The sequence below is a fragment of the Halocynthiibacter sp. SDUM655004 genome, assembly GCF_026015885.1.
GTDB lineage: Bacteria > Pseudomonadota > Alphaproteobacteria > Rhodobacterales > Rhodobacteraceae > Falsihalocynthiibacter > Falsihalocynthiibacter halioticoli.
In genome coordinates this window covers 327898-348894 of record NZ_JAPDUG010000001.1, presented here as the reverse complement: position 1 = coordinate 348894, position 20997 = coordinate 327898, and the positions used below count along the sequence as shown (strand labels likewise).

The 20997-nt window shown below is 56.1% G+C and carries 25 protein-coding genes; 9 read left to right on the top strand and 16 right to left on the bottom strand.

From position 1 onward, the window contains the following. Positions 1–42: 42 nt before the first annotated feature. The 4 genes from N9C89_RS01705 to folK all read right to left on the bottom strand — a co-directional run bounded on the left by N9C89_RS01705 (position 43) and on the right by folK (position 3905). Positions 43–690, bottom strand: a complete 648-nt coding sequence (locus N9C89_RS01705; protein WP_263952094.1) for a DUF2062 domain-containing protein — start codon at positions 688–690, stop codon at positions 43–45. 21 nt (positions 691–711) lie between these two features. After that, positions 712–2835 (bottom strand): RelA/SpoT family protein, encoded by a 2124-nt coding sequence (locus tag N9C89_RS01700; protein WP_263952093.1) that lies wholly within the window; start codon positions 2833–2835, stop codon positions 712–714. Positions 2836–2866: 31 nt separating this feature from the next. Further along, on the bottom strand, positions 2867–3223 hold the full coding sequence (gene rpoZ / locus N9C89_RS01695) for a DNA-directed RNA polymerase subunit omega (RefSeq protein ID WP_263952092.1): 357 nt from the start codon (positions 3221–3223) through the stop codon (positions 2867–2869). A gap of 76 nt (positions 3224–3299) precedes the next feature. Then, positions 3300–3905 (bottom strand): 2-amino-4-hydroxy-6-hydroxymethyldihydropteridine diphosphokinase, encoded by a 606-nt coding sequence (gene folK / locus N9C89_RS01690; RefSeq protein WP_263952091.1) that lies wholly within the window; start codon positions 3903–3905, stop codon positions 3300–3302. A gap of 96 nt (positions 3906–4001) precedes the next feature. Here folK and N9C89_RS01685 point away from each other — a divergent pair, with 96 nt between their 5' ends. From N9C89_RS01685 to rnhA, 4 genes are all read left to right on the top strand, one after another. Further along, positions 4002–4580 (top strand): NYN domain-containing protein, encoded by a 579-nt coding sequence (locus N9C89_RS01685; protein ID WP_263952090.1) that lies wholly within the window; start codon positions 4002–4004, stop codon positions 4578–4580. Positions 4581–4815: 235 nt separating this feature from the next. Continuing rightward, a complete protein-coding gene (ispH, locus tag N9C89_RS01680) occupies positions 4816–5763 on the top strand; it encodes a 4-hydroxy-3-methylbut-2-enyl diphosphate reductase (protein WP_263952089.1) in 948 nt (315 codons plus the stop codon). Beyond that, a complete protein-coding gene (locus N9C89_RS01675) occupies positions 5763–6356 on the top strand; it encodes a class I SAM-dependent DNA methyltransferase (protein ID WP_263952088.1) in 594 nt (197 codons plus the stop codon). Before ispH ends, N9C89_RS01675 begins: the two co-directional genes overlap by 1 nt. Beyond that, positions 6349–6816: a ribonuclease HI gene (rnhA, locus tag N9C89_RS01670; RefSeq protein ID WP_263952087.1), complete on the top strand. Its 468-nt coding sequence runs from the start codon at positions 6349–6351 to the stop codon at positions 6814–6816. The genes N9C89_RS01675 and rnhA overlap by 8 nt, the downstream gene beginning before the upstream one ends. On the opposite strand, the gene N9C89_RS01665 is transcribed toward rnhA, so the two are convergent. The 4 genes from N9C89_RS01665 to def (N9C89_RS01650) form a co-directional block, all read right to left on the bottom strand. Beyond that, entirely contained in the window at positions 6813–7061 is a 249-nt protein-coding gene (locus tag N9C89_RS01665; protein ID WP_263952086.1) for a GlsB/YeaQ/YmgE family stress response membrane protein, read from the bottom strand. The genes rnhA and N9C89_RS01665 overlap by 4 nt on opposite strands. Before the next feature lie 69 nt (positions 7062–7130). After that, entirely contained in the window at positions 7131–8030 is a 900-nt protein-coding gene (gene fmt / locus N9C89_RS01660) for a methionyl-tRNA formyltransferase (RefSeq protein WP_263952085.1), read from the bottom strand. Positions 8031–8039: 9 nt separating this feature from the next. Further along, positions 8040–8537 (bottom strand): peptide deformylase, encoded by a 498-nt coding sequence (def, locus tag N9C89_RS01655; protein ID WP_263952084.1) that lies wholly within the window; start codon positions 8535–8537, stop codon positions 8040–8042. After that, on the bottom strand, positions 8534–9055 hold the full coding sequence (def, locus tag N9C89_RS01650) for a peptide deformylase (RefSeq protein WP_263953261.1): 522 nt from the start codon (positions 9053–9055) through the stop codon (positions 8534–8536). The genes def (N9C89_RS01655) and def (N9C89_RS01650) overlap by 4 nt, the downstream gene beginning before the upstream one ends. 99 nt (positions 9056–9154) lie before the next feature. Here def (N9C89_RS01650) and N9C89_RS01645 point away from each other — a divergent pair, with 99 nt between their 5' ends. Beyond that, the gene (locus N9C89_RS01645) at positions 9155–10324 is read left to right on the top strand and encodes a MalY/PatB family protein (protein ID WP_263952083.1); all 1170 of its coding nucleotides are present in this window, start codon (positions 9155–9157) and stop codon (positions 10322–10324) included. On the opposite strand, the gene N9C89_RS01640 is transcribed toward N9C89_RS01645, so the two are convergent. The 8 genes from N9C89_RS01640 to N9C89_RS01605 all read right to left on the bottom strand — a co-directional run bounded on the left by N9C89_RS01640 (position 10325) and on the right by N9C89_RS01605 (position 17359). Further along, positions 10325–10672: a hypothetical protein gene (locus tag N9C89_RS01640; protein WP_263952082.1), complete on the bottom strand. Its 348-nt coding sequence runs from the start codon at positions 10670–10672 to the stop codon at positions 10325–10327. A gap of 111 nt (positions 10673–10783) precedes the next feature. After that, positions 10784–11575 (bottom strand): precorrin-4 C(11)-methyltransferase, encoded by a 792-nt coding sequence (gene cobM / locus N9C89_RS01635; RefSeq protein ID WP_263952081.1) that lies wholly within the window; start codon positions 11573–11575, stop codon positions 10784–10786. Between the two features lie 33 nt (positions 11576–11608). Beyond that, positions 11609–13435: a precorrin-3B C(17)-methyltransferase gene (gene cobJ / locus N9C89_RS01630; RefSeq protein ID WP_263952080.1), complete on the bottom strand. Its 1827-nt coding sequence runs from the start codon at positions 13433–13435 to the stop codon at positions 11609–11611. Further along, entirely contained in the window at positions 13426–14127 is a 702-nt protein-coding gene (cobI, locus tag N9C89_RS01625; RefSeq protein WP_263952079.1) for a precorrin-2 C(20)-methyltransferase, read from the bottom strand. The genes cobJ and cobI overlap by 10 nt, the downstream gene beginning before the upstream one ends. Next, positions 14124–15335, bottom strand: a complete 1212-nt coding sequence (gene cbiE / locus N9C89_RS01620) for a precorrin-6y C5,15-methyltransferase (decarboxylating) subunit CbiE (protein ID WP_263952078.1) — start codon at positions 15333–15335, stop codon at positions 14124–14126. The genes cobI and cbiE overlap by 4 nt, the downstream gene beginning before the upstream one ends. A 13-nt stretch (positions 15336–15348) precedes the next feature. Continuing rightward, positions 15349–16014, bottom strand: a complete 666-nt coding sequence (locus N9C89_RS01615) for a precorrin-8X methylmutase (RefSeq protein ID WP_263952077.1) — start codon at positions 16012–16014, stop codon at positions 15349–15351. Beyond that, on the bottom strand, positions 16011–17120 hold the full coding sequence (locus tag N9C89_RS01610; RefSeq protein ID WP_263952076.1) for a sirohydrochlorin chelatase: 1110 nt from the start codon (positions 17118–17120) through the stop codon (positions 16011–16013). The genes N9C89_RS01615 and N9C89_RS01610 overlap by 4 nt, the downstream gene beginning before the upstream one ends. Continuing rightward, positions 17120–17359, bottom strand: a complete 240-nt coding sequence (locus N9C89_RS01605) for a DUF6732 family protein (protein WP_263952075.1) — start codon at positions 17357–17359, stop codon at positions 17120–17122. Before N9C89_RS01605 ends, N9C89_RS01610 begins: the two co-directional genes overlap by 1 nt. Positions 17360–17637: 278 nt before the next feature. Here N9C89_RS01605 and N9C89_RS01600 point away from each other — a divergent pair, with 278 nt between their 5' ends. The 4 genes from N9C89_RS01600 (at position 17638) to cbiB (ending at position 20939) form a co-directional block, all read left to right on the top strand. Continuing rightward, a complete protein-coding gene (locus N9C89_RS01600; RefSeq protein ID WP_263952074.1) occupies positions 17638–18624 on the top strand; it encodes a glutathione S-transferase family protein in 987 nt (328 codons plus the stop codon). A 79-nt stretch (positions 18625–18703) separates the two neighbouring features. Beyond that, positions 18704–19081: a DUF1636 domain-containing protein gene (locus N9C89_RS01595; RefSeq protein WP_263952073.1), complete on the top strand. Its 378-nt coding sequence runs from the start codon at positions 18704–18706 to the stop codon at positions 19079–19081. Continuing rightward, positions 19078–20028 (top strand): threonine-phosphate decarboxylase, encoded by a 951-nt coding sequence (locus N9C89_RS01590; protein ID WP_263952072.1) that lies wholly within the window; start codon positions 19078–19080, stop codon positions 20026–20028. The genes N9C89_RS01595 and N9C89_RS01590 overlap by 4 nt, the downstream gene beginning before the upstream one ends. Further along, positions 20025–20939, top strand: coding sequence for an adenosylcobinamide-phosphate synthase CbiB (gene cbiB, locus N9C89_RS01585; RefSeq protein WP_263952071.1), 915 nt, complete (start codon positions 20025–20027; stop codon positions 20937–20939). The genes N9C89_RS01590 and cbiB overlap by 4 nt, the downstream gene beginning before the upstream one ends. Positions 20940–20997: the final 58 nt, after the last annotated feature.

Genomic DNA, 20997 nt, shown 5'->3' with positions numbered 1-20997 from the left:
TCATCGCGCGGCTCAATCTGTTCCGAATGTAACCTAGCGGGATCAGACCTCGCCGTCAGCCTTCTTTGCGGCTTTCTTGCGAAGCTCGTCCAGCTTTTTCTTAAGTCGCCCGCGCCTGCGGTTCTGATACACCGTAATCAACGGCACAGAGAGATAGTAAACCACAAGCCCACAGACAACGCCGGGAACGATCCCGCCAATCAGATAGGGCAGGAAGATGCTTTCGTAGAACCCGCTAAGGCTGGACCAGTTCGCGTCTGCATTTGTAAACAGCGCTACGAAATTGCGTTTGATCTCTATTCCAGAGCTTTTGAAATATTCAAACACGTTCCCTCGGTGCGGGTCACCATGGGGATACCCCATGATGAGATACCCAAGCTGCAGGCTCAAAGTCGCGATAAACGGGAAAGTCAGCGGATTACCAAAAAACGTTCCGAGCAACGCGGCCATGATGTTTCCACGGATGGCCTTGGCCAAAAGAGCCGCAAAGATGAAGTGCATCCCAAACAGCGGGGTAAAGCTGATGAGAACCCCAATAAAGAGACCCCGCGCAATACGATGTGGAGGATCGGGAAGACGGTGAAGACGGTGCTGCACATAGTAAAACGCGCGCTTCCATCCTCCCTTGGGATAGAAAAAGTCCACGACGACCTGCCAAATTGGGCGTTTATCGCGGCGCTTAAATACCAAGTACTCTTCCTTTACAGCCGATTAGGCGGGTTTTCGGGTTTTATCCCTGTGGCGTTCGATTGAAGCAACATTCTCATCAACTTCAAGCGCATTTATGACCGCATGAAGATGTTCTGCATCCCTGAGATCAACGTCGATCATCAAGCGGTAGAAATCAGGCTTCCTGTCAGAGAAATGCATATCAGAGATATTCGCGCCCTGTTCTCCGATCAATGTGCAAATGCGACCCAACACACCTGCGTCGTTGCTTATCGTTACATCTATTGTAACGGTATGCACAGCAGGATGGCGACCAGAATGCCAATGAAGGTCGACCCAACGCTCTGTTTGCTCTTCGTAATCGCCGAGCACGGGGCAATCGATGCCGTGCACAACCACGCCCTGTCCGCGATAAGTGATGCCGACAATACGCTCTCCGGGAACCGGCTGACAGCATTGCGCGCGCTGAAAGCTTTGCCCGGGCGAAAGGCCAACGACCGCGCGTGCTTCGTCGATCTCTTCACCGCTACGCGCGGCCAATTCGGGATAGACAACCTCAACAACATCGCGCCCAGCAAGTTCTGCACTTCCCAAACGCGCAAGTAGTTCAGACGTATCGACCAACCCAAGTTGCTTCGCCGCGCGCAACAGAGTTTTTTCCGTCGCTTTCTTGCCGATATGTTCGAACGCAACCCGCGCAAGCTCTCGGCCAAGCTTGATAAACCGCTCACGGTCTTCTTCACGCAGGCTTCGGCGAATAGCCGCCTTGGCTCGCCCGGTAACAACGATATCAAGCCACGTTGGTTGCGGGCGTTGGCCTTCGGCTGTGATAATCTCAACCGACTGGCCGTTCTTCAAACGTGTCCAGAGCGGCACGCGGATACCGTCGACCTTTGCGCCCACACAGCTGTCGCCGATGCGTGTGTGAATGGCATAGGCAAAATCAAGCGGCGTCGCCCCCTTAGGCAGCTTTTCAACCGCGCCTTTGGGCGTAAAACAGAACACCTGATCCGAATACATTTCGAGCTTAACATGCTCCAGAAACTCGTCATGATCCTCGGCATTGGCAAATCGCTCGGTTAGGCCGGAAATCCACTTCGCAGGGTCAACAGCAAATGGGTTTTCAGCTCGCACACCGTCGCGATACGACCAATGCGCCGCAACGCCACTTTCTGCCACATCATGCATTTGGCGGCTTCGGATCTGTACTTCGACGCGCTTAGCGTCACGACCCGAAACAGTGGTATGGATCGAGCGATATCCGTTGGACTTCGGCTGGCTGATGTAATCCTTGAACCGATCGGGCACAGCGCGCCAGCGGCGGTGAATTGCGCCCAGCACACGGTAACAATCGGAATCAACACGGGTAATCACGCGGAACCCGTAAATATCCGACAACCGGGAAAAGCCGATCCCTTTCTCTTCCATCTTGCGCCAGATGGAATAGGGCTTCTTCGCACGGCCATAGACTTCGGCGTCTATGCCCTCGGCTTCTAGCTCGGCGCGGATGTCGTGCGTAATCTTGTGAATTACATCGCCGGTTTCACGCTGAAGCATGATGAAGCGGCGGATAATAGAATTGCGCGCTTCTGGATTCAAAACGCGGAACGCGAGGTCTTCAAGCTCCTCGCGCATCCATTGCATACCCATACGGCCTGCCAACGGCGCAAAAATGTCCATCGTTTCGCGAGCCTTCTGAGCCTGCTTCTCCGGACGCATAGCCTTGATCGTGCGCATGTTGTGCAGGCGGTCGGCAAGCTTGATCAGGATAACCCGCATGTCCTTCGACATTGCCATAAACAGCTTGCGAAAGTTCTCTGACTGCTTGGTTTCCGAACTGGACAGCTGCAAGTTGGTCAGCTTCGTGACGCCATCAACAAGCTCGGCAACTTCTTTACCGAACCGCTCCGCGATCTCGGTATAGGTTGATTTTGTGTCTTCGATTGTGTCGTGCAAGAGCGCCGTGATGATTGTTGCATCATCAAGCTGTTGCTCGGTCAGAATCGCAGCAACGGCAACCGGATGGGTAAAATATTCCTCGCCAGACTGGCGGTACTGCCCCTTGTGCATCTCGCGGCCATACGCATAGGCCGCGGCGATTTTCTCTGCATCGGTGTTGGGGTTGTAGTTACGGACCAGCTGGATCAGGTCGTCGACGTCGATCATCCAATCCGCCTTTATGGCGCGCGTGCGCCCTCTACTGTTGTCCCTGAGCTTCCATCAACGCGCGAAGGAGCATCTCGTCATTTGCTTCGTCTTCGTCGGGTTTGTCAGCTGTCTCTGCACCCATAAGAAGCGCCATATCGTCGGCTTCGGGTTCGTCGACTTCGATCTGGGTCTGGTTGCTCTCGATCATGCGCTCGCGCAGGTCATCGGCAAGCTGTGTCTCTTCTGCGATTTCACGCAGGGAAACAACAGGGTTCTTGTCGTTGTCGCGATCAACAGTGATCTCTGCACCGGATGAAATCTCACGGGCACGGTGCGACGCGAGCATCACCAGCTCAAAGCGGTTAGGAACTTTATCAACGCAATCTTCTACCGTAACGCGGGCCATGAGGACTCCTCAGCAATTCGGGGGTTTGAAGAGGTCTGTTTAGGCGCTTGCGAAACTATTGACAAGGGCAAAAACCCTAGGTTTTCAGGGGAAATATCGCTGATTTATCACTTTCTGGAAGCACATCCAGCATCTGACGCAGGGTTTCTCCTGTCACGGGATGTCGAAACTCCGGCGCAATGTCACTTAGAGGAATCAGCACAAACGCACGATCCTGTAGGCGCGGATGTGGCAGAATAAGCTCTTTTGGCGCTCGTTTTTTCTGTTCTTCCAAAGGCAAATTTCGCCATTCGGCCTGTTTTTGCGGGTCTGGCCGCACCAACTCTTCGCCCTCATGCGTCCAAGTCAAAAGATCAATATCCAACGTGCGATCAGACCAACGATAGGGCCTCTCGCGATTGTGATTGTTTTCGACTTCATGAAAACGCTGCATTGCCTCCTCCGCGGGGATGTCCGCCGCGACTTCTGCAACGGCATTCACGAAATCTGCCCCCTGATTCGGCGGGAAAAACGGGGCGTGATAATATTTGCTAGTGGCACGAATCGTGAAACCGCTGTCCCGGAGGTCAGAAAGAGCAGATTTCAACCTGTCTAAAGGTTTGTAACCTTGCGTCGAAACATTGGATCCAAGCGAAATCAGGCCAAATGTGAACGTTTTGTGACGCTCTATGGGTTGCGGCATCCACGAATATCCCTAAATTTAGATTATCTTCGTATCTATCATTACCCCACTCACTCACTCACGGAAACGGGTGCGAAGTTTTAGGAAGGACATATTATGTTTTATCGTGACGAGCGCCTCGCGCTCTTTATCGATGGTTCAAACCTTTATGCAGCAGCAAAGTCACTTGGGTTCGACATCGATTACAAACTACTCCGTCAGGAATTCATGCGCCGCGGAAAGCTCCTTCGCGCGTTCTACTACACCGCGCTTCTGGAGAACGACGATTATTCCCCGATCCGCCCGCTCGTAGACTGGCTCCACTACAACGGTTTCTCCATGGTGACCAAGCCAGCCAAGGAGTACACAGATTCAATGGGTCGCCGTAAGGTAAAGGGCAACATGGACATCGAACTTGCTGTCGATGCTATGGAGCTTGCGCCGCATGTTGACCACATCGTGCTCTTTTCCGGTGACGGAGACTTCCGCCCGCTGATCGAGAGTCTACAGCGCCAAGGTGTTCGGGTATCGGTTGTTTCCACCATCCGAAGCCAGCCGCCGATGATTTCTGATGAACTGCGCCGTCAGGCCGACAACTTCATCGAACTCGAAGAGTTAAAAGATGTTGTTGGTCGCCCACCGCGCGAAGATGTTGGCGGCGTTGACCCGATGCTCGCCACTGTCGACGACGACTAATTAATGTGACGAGGCCTCTTGGGGCCTCCACCTACGCCGAACTTGCCCGCACAAAAACGCCACTTGTGCGGGCAAGGGGCTTTACCGTCCTCTGTCAAAGTCTTACCTCTTACAGCGTCCGACCAAAACTCGGGGCATCCAAATTCACGTTTCGCGTTTGAGCAAAGTGCACGGCCGCGAAAAAGTAATTCAAGTATTTGGCTGGATGCTTTAGGCACGCGAAAAAGAGGTCCCTATGTCTCACCCGCCCCTCACACTCTACCTTGCTGCGCCGCGCGGATTCTGCGCGGGCGTTGTGCGCGCCATAAAGATCGTAGAAATGGCGCTCGAAAAATGGGGCGCGCCTGTCTATATGCGCCACGAGATTGTTCACAACAAATATGTCGTTGACGGCTTACGGGCAAAAGGCGCTGTTTTCGTCGAAACGCTGGCGGAATGCCCAGATGATCGTCCCGTGATCTTCTCGGCCCATGGCGTGGCCAAATCCGTTCCTGCCGCTGCTGAAGCCCGCGAGATGCTTTTTGTCGATGCGACCTGCCCGCTCGTGAGCAAGGTTCACATCGAAGCCGAACGCCACGCGGAAAACGGACTTCAAATGGTTATGATCGGCCATAAGGGGCACCCTGAAACCGTCGGCACCATGGGGCAATTGCCCGAGGGCGAAGTCTTGCTTGTTGAAACGCCCGAAGATGTTGCCACGCTTAACGTGCGCGACGAAAACAAGCTCGCCTATATCACGCAGACCACACTCTCTATTGATGACACGGCGCTGATCGTCGAAGCCCTCAAAGAGCGTTTCCCAGCGATCAAGGCACCGCATAAAGAAGACATCTGCTATGCCACGACCAACCGTCAAGAAGCGGTCAAGGCGATGGCCCCGAAATCAGACGCAATCCTCGTGATCGGCGCACCAAACAGCTCGAACTCGAAGAGGCTTGTCGAGGTCGCCAAGGCTGCGGGATGTGGTTATTCGCAGCTCGTTCAGCGCGCCACCGATATAGATTGGCGTGCGCTCGAAGGGGTTAAATCCATTGGGCTGACTGCTGGAGCCAGCGCGCCAGAAGTGCTGGTGGATGAGGTCATCGGCGCCTTTCAAGATCGGTATGACGTGACCGTCGAGACAATCGAAACGGCCGAGGAAAACGTCGAGTTCAAGGTTCCCCGCGTTCTTCGGACGGCATAATGAGTATCGATCCAGAGACAGTCAGCGCCTACAACGAGCGCGCAAGAGACTATACAAAACTCGCCGCGCCAAACGCCCCTTATCACGCGCTAAATGAATTCATCGCGCTTGTCCCTAAAGGTGGCCGCGTGCTTGATTTCGGCTGCGGCCCGGCGCGGACAGCTGCGGCGATGCGCGACGCCGGCCTAGTTGTGGACGCAATGGATGCTTCGCAATCCATGGTCGATCTGGCCAAGAAATCTTACAATATCGATGTAACGCTTGGCAGCTTTGATGACTTGGATAAGGTCGACCTCTATGACGGTATCTGGGCCAGCTTCAGTCTTCTGCACGCCCCAAAAGCCGAGCTTCCGCGCCACCTCGCTGCGATCAAAACCGCAATCAAAGCGGGCGGTATCTTCCATATTTCGATGAAAACCGGAACAGGTGAGCAGCGTGACAAGATTGGACGCTTCTATGCTTACTACAGCAAGGAAGAGCTTGTAGATTTGCTCAAAGCTGCCGGATTTCGCCCAAACCATTTCGCCACCGGCGCTGATAAAGGCCTTGATGGCACAGTCGCCCCTTGGATCATGATACGCGCCTATGCCTGAATTTATTGCCTATACCGACGGAGCCTGTTCCGGAAATCCCGGCCCTGGGGGATGGGGGGTTTTATTGATCGCGCGCGATGGCGAAACGGTTCTCAAAGAGCGCCCGATGTGCGGCGGCGCCGAAGACACGACCAACAACCGTATGGAACTGATGGCAGCGATCAGTGCGCTGGAAATTCTAGACCGAAAAACAAAAATCACCATCGTGACCGACAGCACCTATGTCAAAGACGGGCTGACCAAATGGATTCACGGCTGGAAGAAGAACGGCTGGAAGAACGCCCAGAAGAAACCGGTTAAGAACGAAGACCTTTGGAAGCGGCTCGACGAGGCCAACCGACGCCATGACGTCACTTGGGAATGGGTCAAGGGGCACGCTGGGCATCCGGAGAATGAGCGGGCAGACGAGCTGGCGCGCGAAGGCATGGAACCGTTCAAAAAGCCGAAACCTGAAGCCTAGAAGCGCGGGCCGTTTTTCTGAATATAGGTCTGATATAGCCAGATCAGCAGCACTGCGCCAAGAATTGCGCCAACCAAGCCGGCCCCAATGCCCAGAACCGATAGCAGAACCCGCAGGAGCAGCCCGCCAATGAGCGCTCCGCCAATCCCGATCGCCATCGTAATCACGATATTGGCTTCGACTTTCATGAGCCGCGTCGCGATAAATCCGGCAGCAGCCCCAATAATGATAAGATAAATAACCATGCGGTCACTATGGCTTGGACTGTGAATGAGGGGAAGGGGAAAAGGACGGAGTTTCTCCCCCGAAACGCCTTAGGTCAATTTTTCCGGGAGGGTAAATCCACGCAGGATTTCTTCGGCCGTCATTGGCTTTTTGCCTTGCCGCTGCGCCTTCGTGATTTCAATGGCACCAGACCCACACGCAATACGCATCTCACCAAGAACCTCGCCAGCCTCTCCGCTGCCCTCACACAGACGCGATTGCAGCAGTTTCAGGCGCTCCTCACCAACCACGCACCACGCACCGGGAAAAGGCGAAAGTCCGCGGATCTTTCGATCTACAATTTCAGCAGGTTCTGACCAATCGACTTGCGCTTCTGCTTTGTCGATTTTGCTGGCGTAGGTCACGCCTTCTTCGGGTTGCGGCTCCGGCGTTAACTCAGAGTATCGCGCAAGCGCCTCGACGATCAGCTTTGCACCCCGCTCTGAGAGGCGATCGTGAAGTTGAGCAGTTGTTTCCTCTTCCCCAATCTCACATTCTTCGCGCAGCAAGACATCTCCGGTATCAAGCCCCGCATCCATCTGCATGATGCAAATGCCTGTTGCCTTGTCCCCCGCCATAATCGCGCGATGGATCGGTGCCGCTCCCCGCCAACGCGGAAGCAGTGACGCATGAATGTTCAGACATCCGTGTTTTGGCGCGTCCAGAATCGCTTGCGGAAGGATCAAACCATAAGCAACGACAACAGCAATATCCGCATTAAGCGCCGCAAATTCCGCGACCGCCTCTGCAGACTTTAGTGAAACAGGGTGACGGACTTGCAAGCCCAGCGCCTCTGCGCGTCTATGAACGGGGCTGGGGCGGTCTTTCTTGCCGCGCCCTGCTGGCCGTGGCGGCTGGCAGTAGACGGCAGCGATCTCATGACCTGCATCAACCAGCGCATCCAGAACAGGTACCGAAAACTCCGGCGTTCCCATGAAAACAACGCGCATAACGCCTCCTTAGCTGCGCAACTTCCGCGCTTTGCGCACAAGCATATCGCGCTTCATCTTGGATAGATTATCGAAATACATCTTGCCGTTCAGGTGGTCGATCTGATGCTGAACCGAAGTCGCCCAAAGCCCGACAAAATCGCGCTCTTCCATCTCGCCATTCTCATTCAGAAACCGAACTGTCACCGCACGCGGGCGCGAAACGACCGCCGACACGCCGGGAAGGTTAGGACTGGCTTCCTGATGTTCGCGCAGCTTGGCACTGGCATGAAGAACTTCTGGATTGGCGAGCAAAACTGCCTTACCGCGCTCCTCGCTACAATCCACAACCGCAAGGCGCTGCATCACGCCGATCTGAACCGCCGCAAGACCATACCCCGGCATCGCATCCATGGTTTCAACCATATCCGCCCAGATGGCACGGACCTCATCAGTGATCTCGCTCACCACTTCGGCAGGTGTGCGCAGACGCTTGTCCGGCCACGGAACGAACGGACGAACCGTCATGCGCGGGCTCGCTCTCGTTTGAGCTTTTGCATCTTGCGGGTAATCATTTGGCGGCGCAGCGGCTTGAGATAGTCAATAAACAGTTTGCCGTTCAGGTGGTCGATTTCGTGTTGAACACAAGTCGCCCAGAGTGCATCAAACTTTGCCTCGCGAGCCTCGCCTTCAATATCGATCCACTTCACGCCAACTTCCGCCGGACGCTCGACCTCTCCATACTGATCGGGGATCGAAAGACAGCCCTCTTCATATGTATTGAGCGCCTCACTCTCCCAGACAACCTCTGGGTTGAACATCACCATTGGCTCGGGCTTGGCGTCTTCTTCTTTCACGCAATCAAGCACAATCAGCCGCTTCAGAATGCCGATTTGCGGCGCAGCAAGGCCAATGCCGGGCGCGTCATACATGGTTTCGAGCATGTCTTCAGCCAAGCCTTTCAGCTCAGGCGTGACAGTCTCGACAGCATCAGCAACCTTTTTCAGGCGCGGGTCGGGGTGGATCAGGATCGGTCGAATACTCATAGGCGTCATGTAGGCCAACTCCAGCGTCGTTGCAATCTTGTTGCACGCGCTTTTGATTTTGATAGCTTGCCGTCGTTGCACATCCAGAGGACCCTCATCATGAATTTTGACGAAATTATCGACCGCCGCGGCACTGGTTCTGACAAATGGGACCAAATGGAGTCCTTGTTCGATGTGTCGCCGGACGATGGTCTCGCCATGTGGGTCGCAGACACTGATTTCCGCGTACCGCAAGTTGCGCTCGATGCGATGCAGAAATTAGTAGATCACGGGATTTTGGGCTATTCTGATGCCACCAAGCCTTACAAAGACGCAGTGTGCTGGTGGATGGAAAACCGCCATGGCTGGAAAATCGAGCCAGAGTGGCTTTTGACCACCAGTGGCCTTGTTAATGCGGTGGCGATCGCGCTTGATACATTTACTGAAAAAGACGACGGCGTAGTGCTATTCACACCCGTGTACCACGCGTTTGCAAAAGTTATCAAAGCACAAGGCAGAACGGTGGTTGAGTGCCCGCTGGTTCGCGATGGCGATAAATACGTCATGGATTTCGAAGCCTATGACGCTCAAATGACGGGCAAGGAGAAAATGCTGATCCTCTGCTCTCCGCATAACCCTGCGGGACGCGTCTGGACCAAGGAGGAACTGAGCGAAGTTGTGGCCTTTGCCAAGCGGCACGACCAACTGCTTATCTCCGACGAAATCCACCAAGACCTCGTATATGACGGGTATAAACATGTCCCAACCGCTTTGATCGAAGGCGCCCTGCCACGGCTGATTACGCTTAATGCACCGTCAAAAACGTTCAATGTCGCTGGAGCGAACTGCGGGCATGTCATCATTCCCGACGAAGATATCCGCACCAAATTCTTTACTCGAAAGAAGTCCCTCGGTCTTTCACCGAATGTTTTCGGCGTAAAACTCACACAAGCCCTCTACAATGAAGAGGGCGGCAAATGGGTAGACGCGCTTTGTAAATATCTAGGGGAAAACCGCAAAATATTTGAAGAGGGTGTGGCAAAAATCCCGGGCGCCAAACCGATGCACCTCGAAGGCACCTATCTTGCATGGGTGGATTTTTCCGATACCGGTATGAGTGCTGCTGAAGTCAAAAAGCGCATAACGCAAGATGCCAAGATCGCTGCTACCCCTGGCCATGTTTTCGGGAAAGGCGGCGAACATCATGTGCGCTTCAACCTAGGCCTTCCTGCGTCGCGGATTGAAGACGCGGTTGAGCGCCTTCAAAATGCTTTCTCAGATTTGCAGTAGTTAACGCCCGATCAGGGCAACCGGCGCATCGTCTGGTGGCGCGAAATCAAGAGCGGCTTCCTTCATAGCGGCGGTCGCTCTTTTGAAATCAAACACAATCTCGCTGTCCTGCGTTTCCGACGCAACGATCAAGCATTGATAGAGATGCCGTGCGCCATCGAATACATCGACAAGGCCACGGATATTCGGCGCATTTTCCGCTTCAATCGCAAATCCGCTTTCCCAGAATCGCAAGATCGGCACGCTCCGCTCACCAGTTTGCACACGCAGACGGCTCTTCTTTTTGAGGTCGGCCATGCGGGCTTGTTCCAAGCCTTCACGGACCTCTTTGGGCAAAAAATCAGACATGTTCCCTCCAGAATCGCAATGCGCGAGCAGCATCCTACTCTAGCATGACACCGGAGGGGTTTCGGTCAAGTTAACGTTATGTGACAGGCGTTTTTGCGCTATGTGTTGCGCTTATGTGTTGTGATCTTCAACAAGATCAACGCCCGCAACAGGCCGTAAAACATGGGGTTTGTCGGGGTCGTACAACGCGGAATCCTTGAAGTCTCGCACGCCACCAAGCGCAGGACCAACTAGGATGAGTGCCGTGCGTGTAATCTTCTCGGCGCGGACTTTCTTGCGAATATCTGCCAAGGTTCCACGCAGAAATAGCTCGTCCTGCCACCCAACCCGATAGGCCACCACAACAGGGCAATCAGCGCCATAATACGGCGTCAGAACACGCTCGATCTCGCGCATATTCCGCACAGCAAGGTGGATCGCCAAGGTCGCACCCGTGCGGGCGAAATTCTCAAGTGTCTCACCTTCAGGCATGGATGTGCTTTGCATAGACATGCGCGTGAGAACAATGGATTGCGCCACCTCTGGGATGGTCAACTCCTGCCCCAATGCCGCTGCCGCTGCGGCATAGGCCGGAACACCGGGCACGACTTGATAGTCAATCTCGTCTTCGCGCAAGCGTCTGATTTGCTCGGCGATTGCTCCATAGAGAGACGGATCGCCTGAATGTACCCGCGCAATGTCCTCGCCACGTTTATGCGCCGCCAATATTTCTGCATGAGTTTCATCCAGCGTCATCGGCGCGGTATCCATCACTTTGGCACCTTCAGGGGCACAAGCAACAACCTCCGGCGGCACAAGGCTTCCTGCATAAAGACACACCGGACATTCCCCGATAATCCGAGCGGCCTTCAGCGTCAGGAGTTCTGGATCGCCCGGTCCGGCACCAACAAAAAATACGGTCATATTGCTCTCTCAATCTTCATTGGTTGGGACGCGTCAGCTTGCCAAGTCGCCATCAATTTTGCGGGCATATCCACGCGGCGTGTACATGCGCGGCCCTTCACCAAGCTGGGCGAGTTTCGAGTGGCTTGAGCCGACCAAAACAACGGTCAGCATATCGACCTCATCCACCTCAAGCTCGGAGAGTTTGCGATACCGCACGTGCTCCTCCGGACGGCCAAGCGAACTGGCAAGCATCACAGGGGTATCGGCAGGGCGGTGTTTCAACAAAATATCCCGCGCCTCGGCCAAAAGCGTGCGGCGACGCATAGAAACGGGGTTGTAGAATGCGATCACGAAGTCCCCTTCCGCCGCAGCATGAAGGCGCTTCACAATGTCCTCGCGTGGCGTCAGAAGATCGGAAAGCGAGATGGCACAGAAGTCATGCCCCAGAGGCGCGCCCGCGCGTGCCGCAGCCCCTTGCAACGCTGAAACACCCGGCGTTGAAATCACATCGACCCGATGTGCGGCACCCGAAACGCCCATCTCATCAGGGCCACGATCCAGAAGCTCAAACACAAGAGCGCCCATCGCGTAAATACCCGCGTCACCCGAACATACAAGCGCGACGTTCTTGCCTTTCGCCGCTTGCTCTAGCGCATAGCGGCAGCGGTCCTCTTCACCGCCAAGCGGAAAGTCAGAGCGCGTTTTTCCGTGCGCCAGCGGGCCCAGCAGATCAATATAAAGGCCATAACCAACGAGTTCCTCGGCCTCCGCAATCAACTGGCTCGCCTCTGGTGTACGCCATGAATGCTGGCCTGGACCTATGCCGACAATCGAGAGCCGCCCGCGCGAGCGCCCTTTTTGTTCGGTGATAACTTCGCCGGTCCGCGCAATGGCGCAAGTGGCGTTTGCTGTCTTTTGTTTTGGAACGGTCAGTATGGAATCTTCGCCCGCCGCAGCCAGTGCGGCACCTTCGCTTACACCGTGGCAGCCGACCTCGGCAAAAACCACGTCCGAGGGGGTCGCAAGGCGCGAGGCTTCGGCCTCCAACTCCTCGGCTGTGAACAATCGCAACGGCACGCCAAGCCGTTTTGCAACCTCGTTCATAGCAGGCTCGTCGCCCTTAAGGTCAATCGAGTTCACAGAGGCAATCGCGCCCTCAGCAATCCCAGCATCGGCCAGTGTTTTTTGCACCAACTCCCATAGCTCTTCAGGGTCAGCGTTCCGCGCGCACCCGACACCAAGTGTGAAACGTTGCGGATGATAAACAAGTTGCGCGTCGTCGCCTTTTACAGGTGCCTCAGTGACAACAAGCGCAACATCCCCGTTTGCGTCATGCTCAAGGTCAAACAACGCCTCGCCTTCGAGCCGTGCTCCGCCACCAGCCAAAAGCGCGGCCATTACGGGCTTTGCCGCTTCAGGGTTCGCAAGCCGATATCCCGCAGGCGGCGCATCAAGCGCGACGCCAAGCGCAACATCGCCAGCGGTTGTTACCGCCGCTTTGCTTTCGAGCGCTTCTGCAATCTCCTTGGCCAGCCGGTTCGCGCCTCGGTGCCCCCCTAAAAGCGGCACGACAACAGAACCATCATCAGCCACTGAAACAACAGGCGGCTCTACCGTTTTATCCGCCAAAAGCGGCGCAACTGCGCGGATCAATATGCCGCTCGCACAAACACCCACAACGGGCGTTCCCGCCGCAAATAAAGTGCGCACGTGGTCCAAGGCATTGGCGAAAAACGCATCGGCAACATCAACGCGGCCCTCGCGGCCATGCAGTTTCGCGCCAAGGCTCTTCGCAACACGATGGGCCACAGGCTCTCCGGAGCGCGACAAACAAATAACCACCGGAGCTACCGGATTAGAGCGGGGCGTCAGAGCCATGGGTCGGCGCCTTTCGTAAGCAAGATCATAGAAAAATAAGGAGCGGAGTCTGGCGCTTCGGCGAGCGGGCAAACGACCTGATCAGGCAGGCTCGCACGCTCGACATATGTGGCCTGCGCCAGCAAACCCAACTCGTCAATTACAGCGCGTATCTTGGGCAGATGCCGCCCGACTTTCATCACGGCCACGCTCTCGGCGCCCTCAATGCGGTGGCGCAACTCTTCTTCGGGGAGCGGGCCAGGAAGGATCGTGACCCGCTCGTTTCGTGCAGCAAGCGGAGAGGCCGAAACAGCGGCACAGGCCGTCACACTCGTAACACCAGGAACGACGACCGTTTCAAACCGTTTGGATACGCGCGCAAAAAGATACATGAAGGAGCCGTAGAAAAACGGATCACCCTCGCAAAGGCAAACCACATCCTGTCCCGTTTCCAGCACAGCCGAAATCTCTGCTGCGCCCTTATCATAGGCGGCTTGGGCGGGTTCGCGAGCAACGGTCATGGGGATATCTAGGCGGATTTCTTGAATGCCGTCGCGTATGTGTTCTGCCGCGATCGAGCGGGCAAAACTATCGCCACCCTCAAGCGACGGATATGCAATCACGCGCGCTTCCGAAATCAGTTTGGCCGCACGCAGGGTCATCAAATCGGGAGCACCGGGACCAAGCCCAACGCCATAGAAAACACCGCTCATCTTTTGACCAAACTTAACTGCGTCACTGGAATCAGCGGTTTCCAGCCCTTGTGGCCAAGCTCCTCGGGGCCGAGGGCTTCTGCGCGGTTGATCGCGATTTTCACAAGCGTACCGCCATATTCACCATGGAGCCGCGTGAGCAGCCCCTCGCTCTGGAGCGTCACCGCGTTAACGACCAACCGTCCCAGCGGGCGCAATGCAGTCCAACAAGCCGCAAAAGTTTCCTCGCTCAGGCCGCCGCCGATAAAAATCGCGTCGGGCGCATCAAGCCCTTCGAGCGCAGCGGGGACGGTGCCTTCGATCAGTTCCAGCTTGGGCACACCAAGTGCAAGCGCATTCGCCGCCGCCATCGCGCGCCTATCGGCCCGTGGCTCGATCCCGACCGCTCTTGCGTATCGCGCCGCGCGCATCCACTCGACGGCTACAGAGCCACAGCCCGTGCCGATATCCCAAAGCAGTGCGCCCCGCATCGGCATCAGCTTCGCAACGGTAACAGCGCGAACTTCCTGCTTCGTCATGGTGCCGTCATGCACGAAAAGCTCGTCCTCAAGACCTGGCACACGGGGCAAAAGCGCAGCATCAGGCGCGGCCACGCATTCAACAGCCAAAGTGTTGAAAGCTGGCACCTCGTGATCCCAACTCTCCGCCAGCCCTTCGAACCGTTCCTCATTCTCACCGCCCATTGCCGCCAGCACGACCATCTTGCTGCGGCCAAATCCGCGCTCGGTCAGGAACTTGGCAATCTGGGCGGGAGTATCTGCGCCTGTGGTCAGGATGAGCAAGCGTTGATCCGGCTGGATAAAGGCGATCATCTGCTCAACGGGGCGGCCATGCACCGTAAGCGTTTCAAGATCGGCCATGCTCCACCCCATCCGCGCGGCGGCAAGCTGAAACGCGCCCACTTGCGGATGATAAATAATCTCGGACGGATCGATTTCACGACCAATCCGCGCGCCAACGGAATACCAAAGCGGATCACCCGTTGCCAAAACAACTACCCGCTTGCCTTTGTGGGCGTGGAGCACATCAATCAACGCATCAAAGGGTGAGGGCCACGCAAGGCGCTCGGCGTTATTCTCGCCTGCAAGCTCGTGATGGCGGTCGCCACCGACAATGACCTCTGCGGCTTCAACAACTGCGCGGGTCGCGGGGGTGAGCCCCTCAAGCCCGTCTTCACCGATACCGACAACATGTAACCAAGCCTTCATGACGCCCTCCTATCTAGCGGTCCGACACTTCCACAAGCCCTGCCGCCAGAGCATTAACGGCAGCCGAAGCAATCGCAGAACCACCACGGCGCCCGCGCAACGCAACGAAATCGCAACCGCGCGGACGTGCGGCGAGCTCTGCCTTACTCTCGGCAGCTCCGACAAATCCAACCGGAAACCCGAGGATAACAGCAGGCTTCGGCGCGCCTTGGTCCAGCAATTCAAGCAAATGAAACAGTGCAGTTGGCGCGTTGCCGATGGCCACGACAGCGCCCTCCAAATGGTCGGCCCAAAGCTCTACCGCCGCTGCGGAGCGTGTATTGCCGATCTCTTTGGCCCGCTCGGGAACGGAAGCATCGTTTAGCGTAACAATCACTTCGTTCTTGGCGGGAAGGTAGCGCCGGATGATCCCAGCGCCGACCATTTCACAATCACACAAAACAGGCGCCCCAGCTTCAAGCGCGGCGCGCCCTGCTGCGAAGGCGTTTTCCGAATAGGCCAACCGGTCGGCGACCTCAATCATACCGCAGGCATGAATGACCCGCGTGGCAAGCGCGGCCATCCCCGCATCGAACCGCTCCAGACGCGCCTCTTCCGAGACCGTCGCAAAGCTCTGACGATAGATCTCGCGTGGCTCGCGGATATAGCGCAGGGGCGGCTTATGCGGGTGATCACTCATTTCTTGCGCGCACTTTCAGGCCCGTGAGGGTGTTTCGCATGAGGATACTCAGGATGCACATGATCGTGGTCATGGAGATGATCGTGGCCGTGTGCGTGGCCATGCGCGTGGCTGTGGTCGTGATCGTGGTGGTGATGGTGGTGGGGATCCATATCCAACCGACACTCCCCCGTGCAGAAACTATCGCACAGGTCACAGTCCTCTACGTTCGAACCAGGAGCGCTTGCGCCCTGCCCTTCAACATGATGGTGATGACTTTCCTGAACCGCGCCTACCTCAGCCTCAAAGCCCAAAACCTGTGTGCGATATTTGCAGGTTCCGCAGGTTGGCGGCACCACTTCGCCCAATTGCTCCGTCACACGCTCGGCGAATGTTTCAAGCACCTTTGGGTGATCGTTAAGGTATCCGGCTTTAACAAACTGAATATCAGGATGCGCTTCGGCGACCTGATCTGTGAAGCCGTAGATCCGGTCGATCAGAATACCTGTGAACAGGAAGTATGGAAACACGATGACCCGTTTGTAGCCGAGCTTGGCAACATGATTCAGGCACGGTTCCACCAGCGGGAAGGTCACGCCGGAATAGCCAACTTCGCACCAGCCAAATCCCATACCCTCCCAAAGCATCCGTGCGATCTTGCTCACGTTACCGTTGGCGTCCGGATCACTCGCGCCGCGGCCAATGACCACGAGGCAGGTTTCCTCAAGCGGCAGTTCGCCATGCTCTGCATTCGCTTTGTCCACGGCTTCTTGAACCCGCGCACCTGCGGCGGCGATCATCTTGGGATCAACCCCAAGCTCGCGGCCATAGGACACATCGATTCCATGTTTGGCGGCATAAGTATTGAGTACAGTTGGGATATCGTTCTTTGCGTGCATTGCCGCAAACAGCATCCCCGGAACGGCCACAATCTTTTCGCATCCAGCCTCGCGCAGGCGGTCTAGCCCGTCGCGGATCACCGGATTAGCAAACTCAAGATAGCCGTAATCCACCATCCAGTCAGACGGCAATAGCGGCGGAAGCTTCTCGGCCAGCACCGCAAATTCGTCGACGGCGGCCTGGCTGCGTGAGCCATGACCACAAATCATTACGCCTGTCTTGGCCATTACGCTTCCTGAAGGTCGTCTTTGTCGGAAGGCTTCGCTTCAGCTTCTGCCTTAAGCGTCTCGTCTTTTGTGCGTCGCGTGACGGCCCAAAAGCCCACAACAACCGCCGCACCAACAGCCGCAATTGCCAGCCAATGTGTGTGACCATGCGATTCAGCAACGTGGCCAGGATGCGCAAGAACAGGCGATGCAACGATGGCGCCTGCCGCTGCAACAAAAGATGATTTCAGATATGACATGATGTCCTCCAGTTTTAGAATTGCAGAGGGAAGCAACCGTAGAACTCTACGCTACACGATGTTGCTTCGGCTCCCCTGTCTGGGTCGAGCGTTCACAACCAACCTCTCTGGCCCGTTCGGGCGTCGTGCGAAGACCCTAACCAAAGGGATAAAGCGACGCAATCGGATTCGCCGAAAGCTGACGCATGTGCAACCATGCAGAGAAGCTGCGCGCTGATGAAGGTTATGTTCTTCGAAAGCGCGCATATGTAAGGTCCAACAGTAACTCAGGAGGCAACATGGGTCAGCTAGTAGACGGCAAATGGGAAGCAACGTGGTACGATACGGAATCAACTGGCGGTAAGTTCAAACGCTCAACCGCTGGCTTCCGAAACTGGATCACCAAAGACGGCAGCGCCGGACCTTCTGGCGAGGGAGGTTTCAAGGCCGAAAGCGGGCGATATCATCTATACGTCAGCTATGCCTGCCCTTGGGCGCATCGCACCTTGATTTTCCGAGCACTCAAAAACCTCGAAGATCACATCAGCGTTTCGGTTGTTCATCCCGATATGCTTGATGAGGGCTGGACATTCAGCACCGATTTCGATGGCACAACCGGCGATGATCTTTTTGGCCTGCCATTCCTGCGCGATGTCTATACCAAAGCCGTGCCGGACGTGAGCGGGCGTGTGACCGTCCCTGTTCTTTGGGACAAGAAGCAAAACACAATCGTCAGCAACGAGAGCAGCGAAATCATCCGCATGTTCAACTCTGCTTTTGACGACATTACCGGCAACACCGCAGATTATTGGCCGGAAGAGATGCGCGACGAGATCGAAGAGGTGAACTCCCGCGTCTACAGCGGCATCAACAATGGCGTTTACAAAAGCGGCTTTGCCACCAGCCAAGAGGCCTATGACGAGGCCGTGCACACGCTTTTTGAAACGCTCGACTGGGCAGAAGAGCGCCTTGGAAAATCCCGCTACCTGATGGGAGATCGCGTAACCGAAGCGGATTGGCGGCTGTTTACAACGCTCGTACGGTTTGACCCTGTTTATCACCTGCATTTCAAATGCAACCGAAAGCGGATCATCGATTACCCCAATCTTTGGGGCTACACGCGCGATCTGTTCCAAACAGAGGGCGTGGCCGAAACCGTCAATTTGGATCACATCGTTCGCCACTATCACTATAGCCACGACACGATTAATCCGAACCGGATTATCCCGATCAACCCGATCCTTGAATTCACCGAACCCCATGATCGGGACCGCTTTGAAGCTTAGGTGACGCAGGAAAAGGCATGGCAAGACCGGTTGCGTTCAACCCGAAAATCGGATTGAGATGACGCAAAAAGGGAATGCCATGACCACTTGGATTACAATTTGCGACACCTGCAAGCGCGACGACTGGGCCGAAAGCGGTGCTGCGCTTACCGATGGGGAAGTGTTGGCTGCCAAAGTTGAAGAAACCGCCGAAGGGCGCGTTAAAACGCGACGGGTCAGCTGTCTTATGGGCTGTTCACACGGGTGCAACATTGCAATTCAGGCCGAAGGGAAGCTTTCCTACACGCTCGGCAAATTCGAACCGAACGAAGAGTCCGCTACAGCTATTGTTGACTATGCCGCCCTTCACCAAGCGAGCGAGACGGGGCAAGTGCCTTACCGCACATGGCCCGAAGGCGTGAAAGGCCATTTCATTACGCGCCACCCACCGCTGCCCAAAAACGGGTCCGAGTCGTGAGCCAATCGCCCGCGCCACGTGATCATGGCGGCAATCTTGATGCCGCTTGCGCGCGCTATGGCGGGGCAAAATCCGAGTGGCTCGACCTTTCGACGGGCATCAACCCGACACCCTATCCGCTGCCCAACTTCGCGCCCGACTTATGGAACGCGCTACCAGACAAGGGATTGTTTACCCAACTGGAAACGGCTGCACGCAAGTTTTGGAACATCCCCGAAAGTGCTGCAGTTCTTGCCGCGCCTGGGTGCAGCGCCCTTATTGCGCGCATTCCCCATCTTGCGCCGACATCGGGCACAGTTGCCATTCGTCAGGACACCTATAACGAACACGCCGCCAGCTTTCGTATGGCCGGATGGACGGTGCGCCCAAACGGTGGAAACGCGAGCGTTCATGTCCACCCGAACAATCCTACAGGCGAGCTAACCGCCGCCGCCGAAATCCCTGATACGCAGCTGACGATAATTGACGAGAGTTTCTGCGAGACGATGCCAGAAGCCAGCCACATCGCGCGGACCGCGCAAAGCGGCACGCTCGTCCTCAAGAGTTTCGGCAAATTCTGGGGACTCGCGGGGCTACGGCTTGGCTTTGCGATAGGAGATCCAGAGCTGATCGCGAAACTCGGCGATATGATTGGCCCGTGGCAAGTCTCAGGTCCTGCGCTGGCGACTGGCATCGCGGCACTCAATGACCCAACGTGGGCCGCCGACACGCGCGAAATTCTCACTCAAGAGGCCGCGCGGCTCGACGAGCTGTTGCAAGCCAAAGGCGCCAAGGCCGTTGGCGGCACCACTCTTTTCCGTCTCTATTCCGTGGACAACGCTGCGGCTTGGCAAGACAGGCTTGCCCGTGGCAAAGTTCTTACGCGGGTGTTCCCGTATTCCGAAACCTTCCTGCGTATCGGGCTTCCGCCCCGTGACCGCTGGACCCAGTTGGAGGCCGCGCTATGAGTTTTGCCGCACCGTTGTTTCTCGCTCTGGCGCTGGATGCCGCATTCGGCGAGCCCAAATCGATCTGGACCAAAATCCCGCATCCGGCGGTTTTGATGGGCAAGCTCATCGATTGGGCCGATGGCGAATTCAACACCGGCGAAAATCGCAAGACCAAAGGCGCGGTCACGCTCGGCGTACTGGTGGTCGGCGCGTGGATCACTGGCGCTATTATTTCAGAACTCCCATTCGGTGAGGTTTTCGAGATCGTGATCGCCGCGATCCTTTTGGCGCACCGCAGTTTGATTGATCACGTCTCTGCCGTTGCGCAGGGCTTGCGGCTCTCTAACGCATCCGCGCGCGCCGCTGTTGGACGTATTGTCGGGCGGGACACCAAAGATATGGACGGCCCGCAAATCTCGCGCGCAGCAATCGAAAGCGGCGCGGAAAACTTCTCTGATGGTGTGGTCGCGCCTGCGTTCTGGTTCCTGATCTTCGGCCTCCCCGGCTTGTTGATCTACAAAATCGTCAACACCGCCGACAGCATGATCGGCTACAAAACCCCGCGCCATGAAGAATTCGGCTGGGCTGCTGCACGATTTGACGATGTTTTGAATTTCATTCCAGCACGGCTTACCGCGCTCCTGATCCTCGCATCAAAAGGCTTTCGCAACGGTATCGGCACATTGCTCGAAGATGCCCCAAAGCATCGTTCTCCAAACGCGGGCTGGCCCGAAGCGGCCATGGCGATCTCGCTCAATATCGCACTTTCGGGGCCACGGAGCTATCACGGCCAATTGCGCGACTACCCCTTCGTGAATGAAAGCGGCAGACGCGACATCGGCGCGAAGGAAATCGACGCTTCGGTTTCGTTGCTTTGGCGCAGCTGGCTGATCGTGTTGGGCGCTTGCGGCATCCTCGCGCTGTTCTGAGGCTTGCCCCACCTGCGTGGCCTGATACTGTGACGATATTTTCAGACCGGAGGATTTC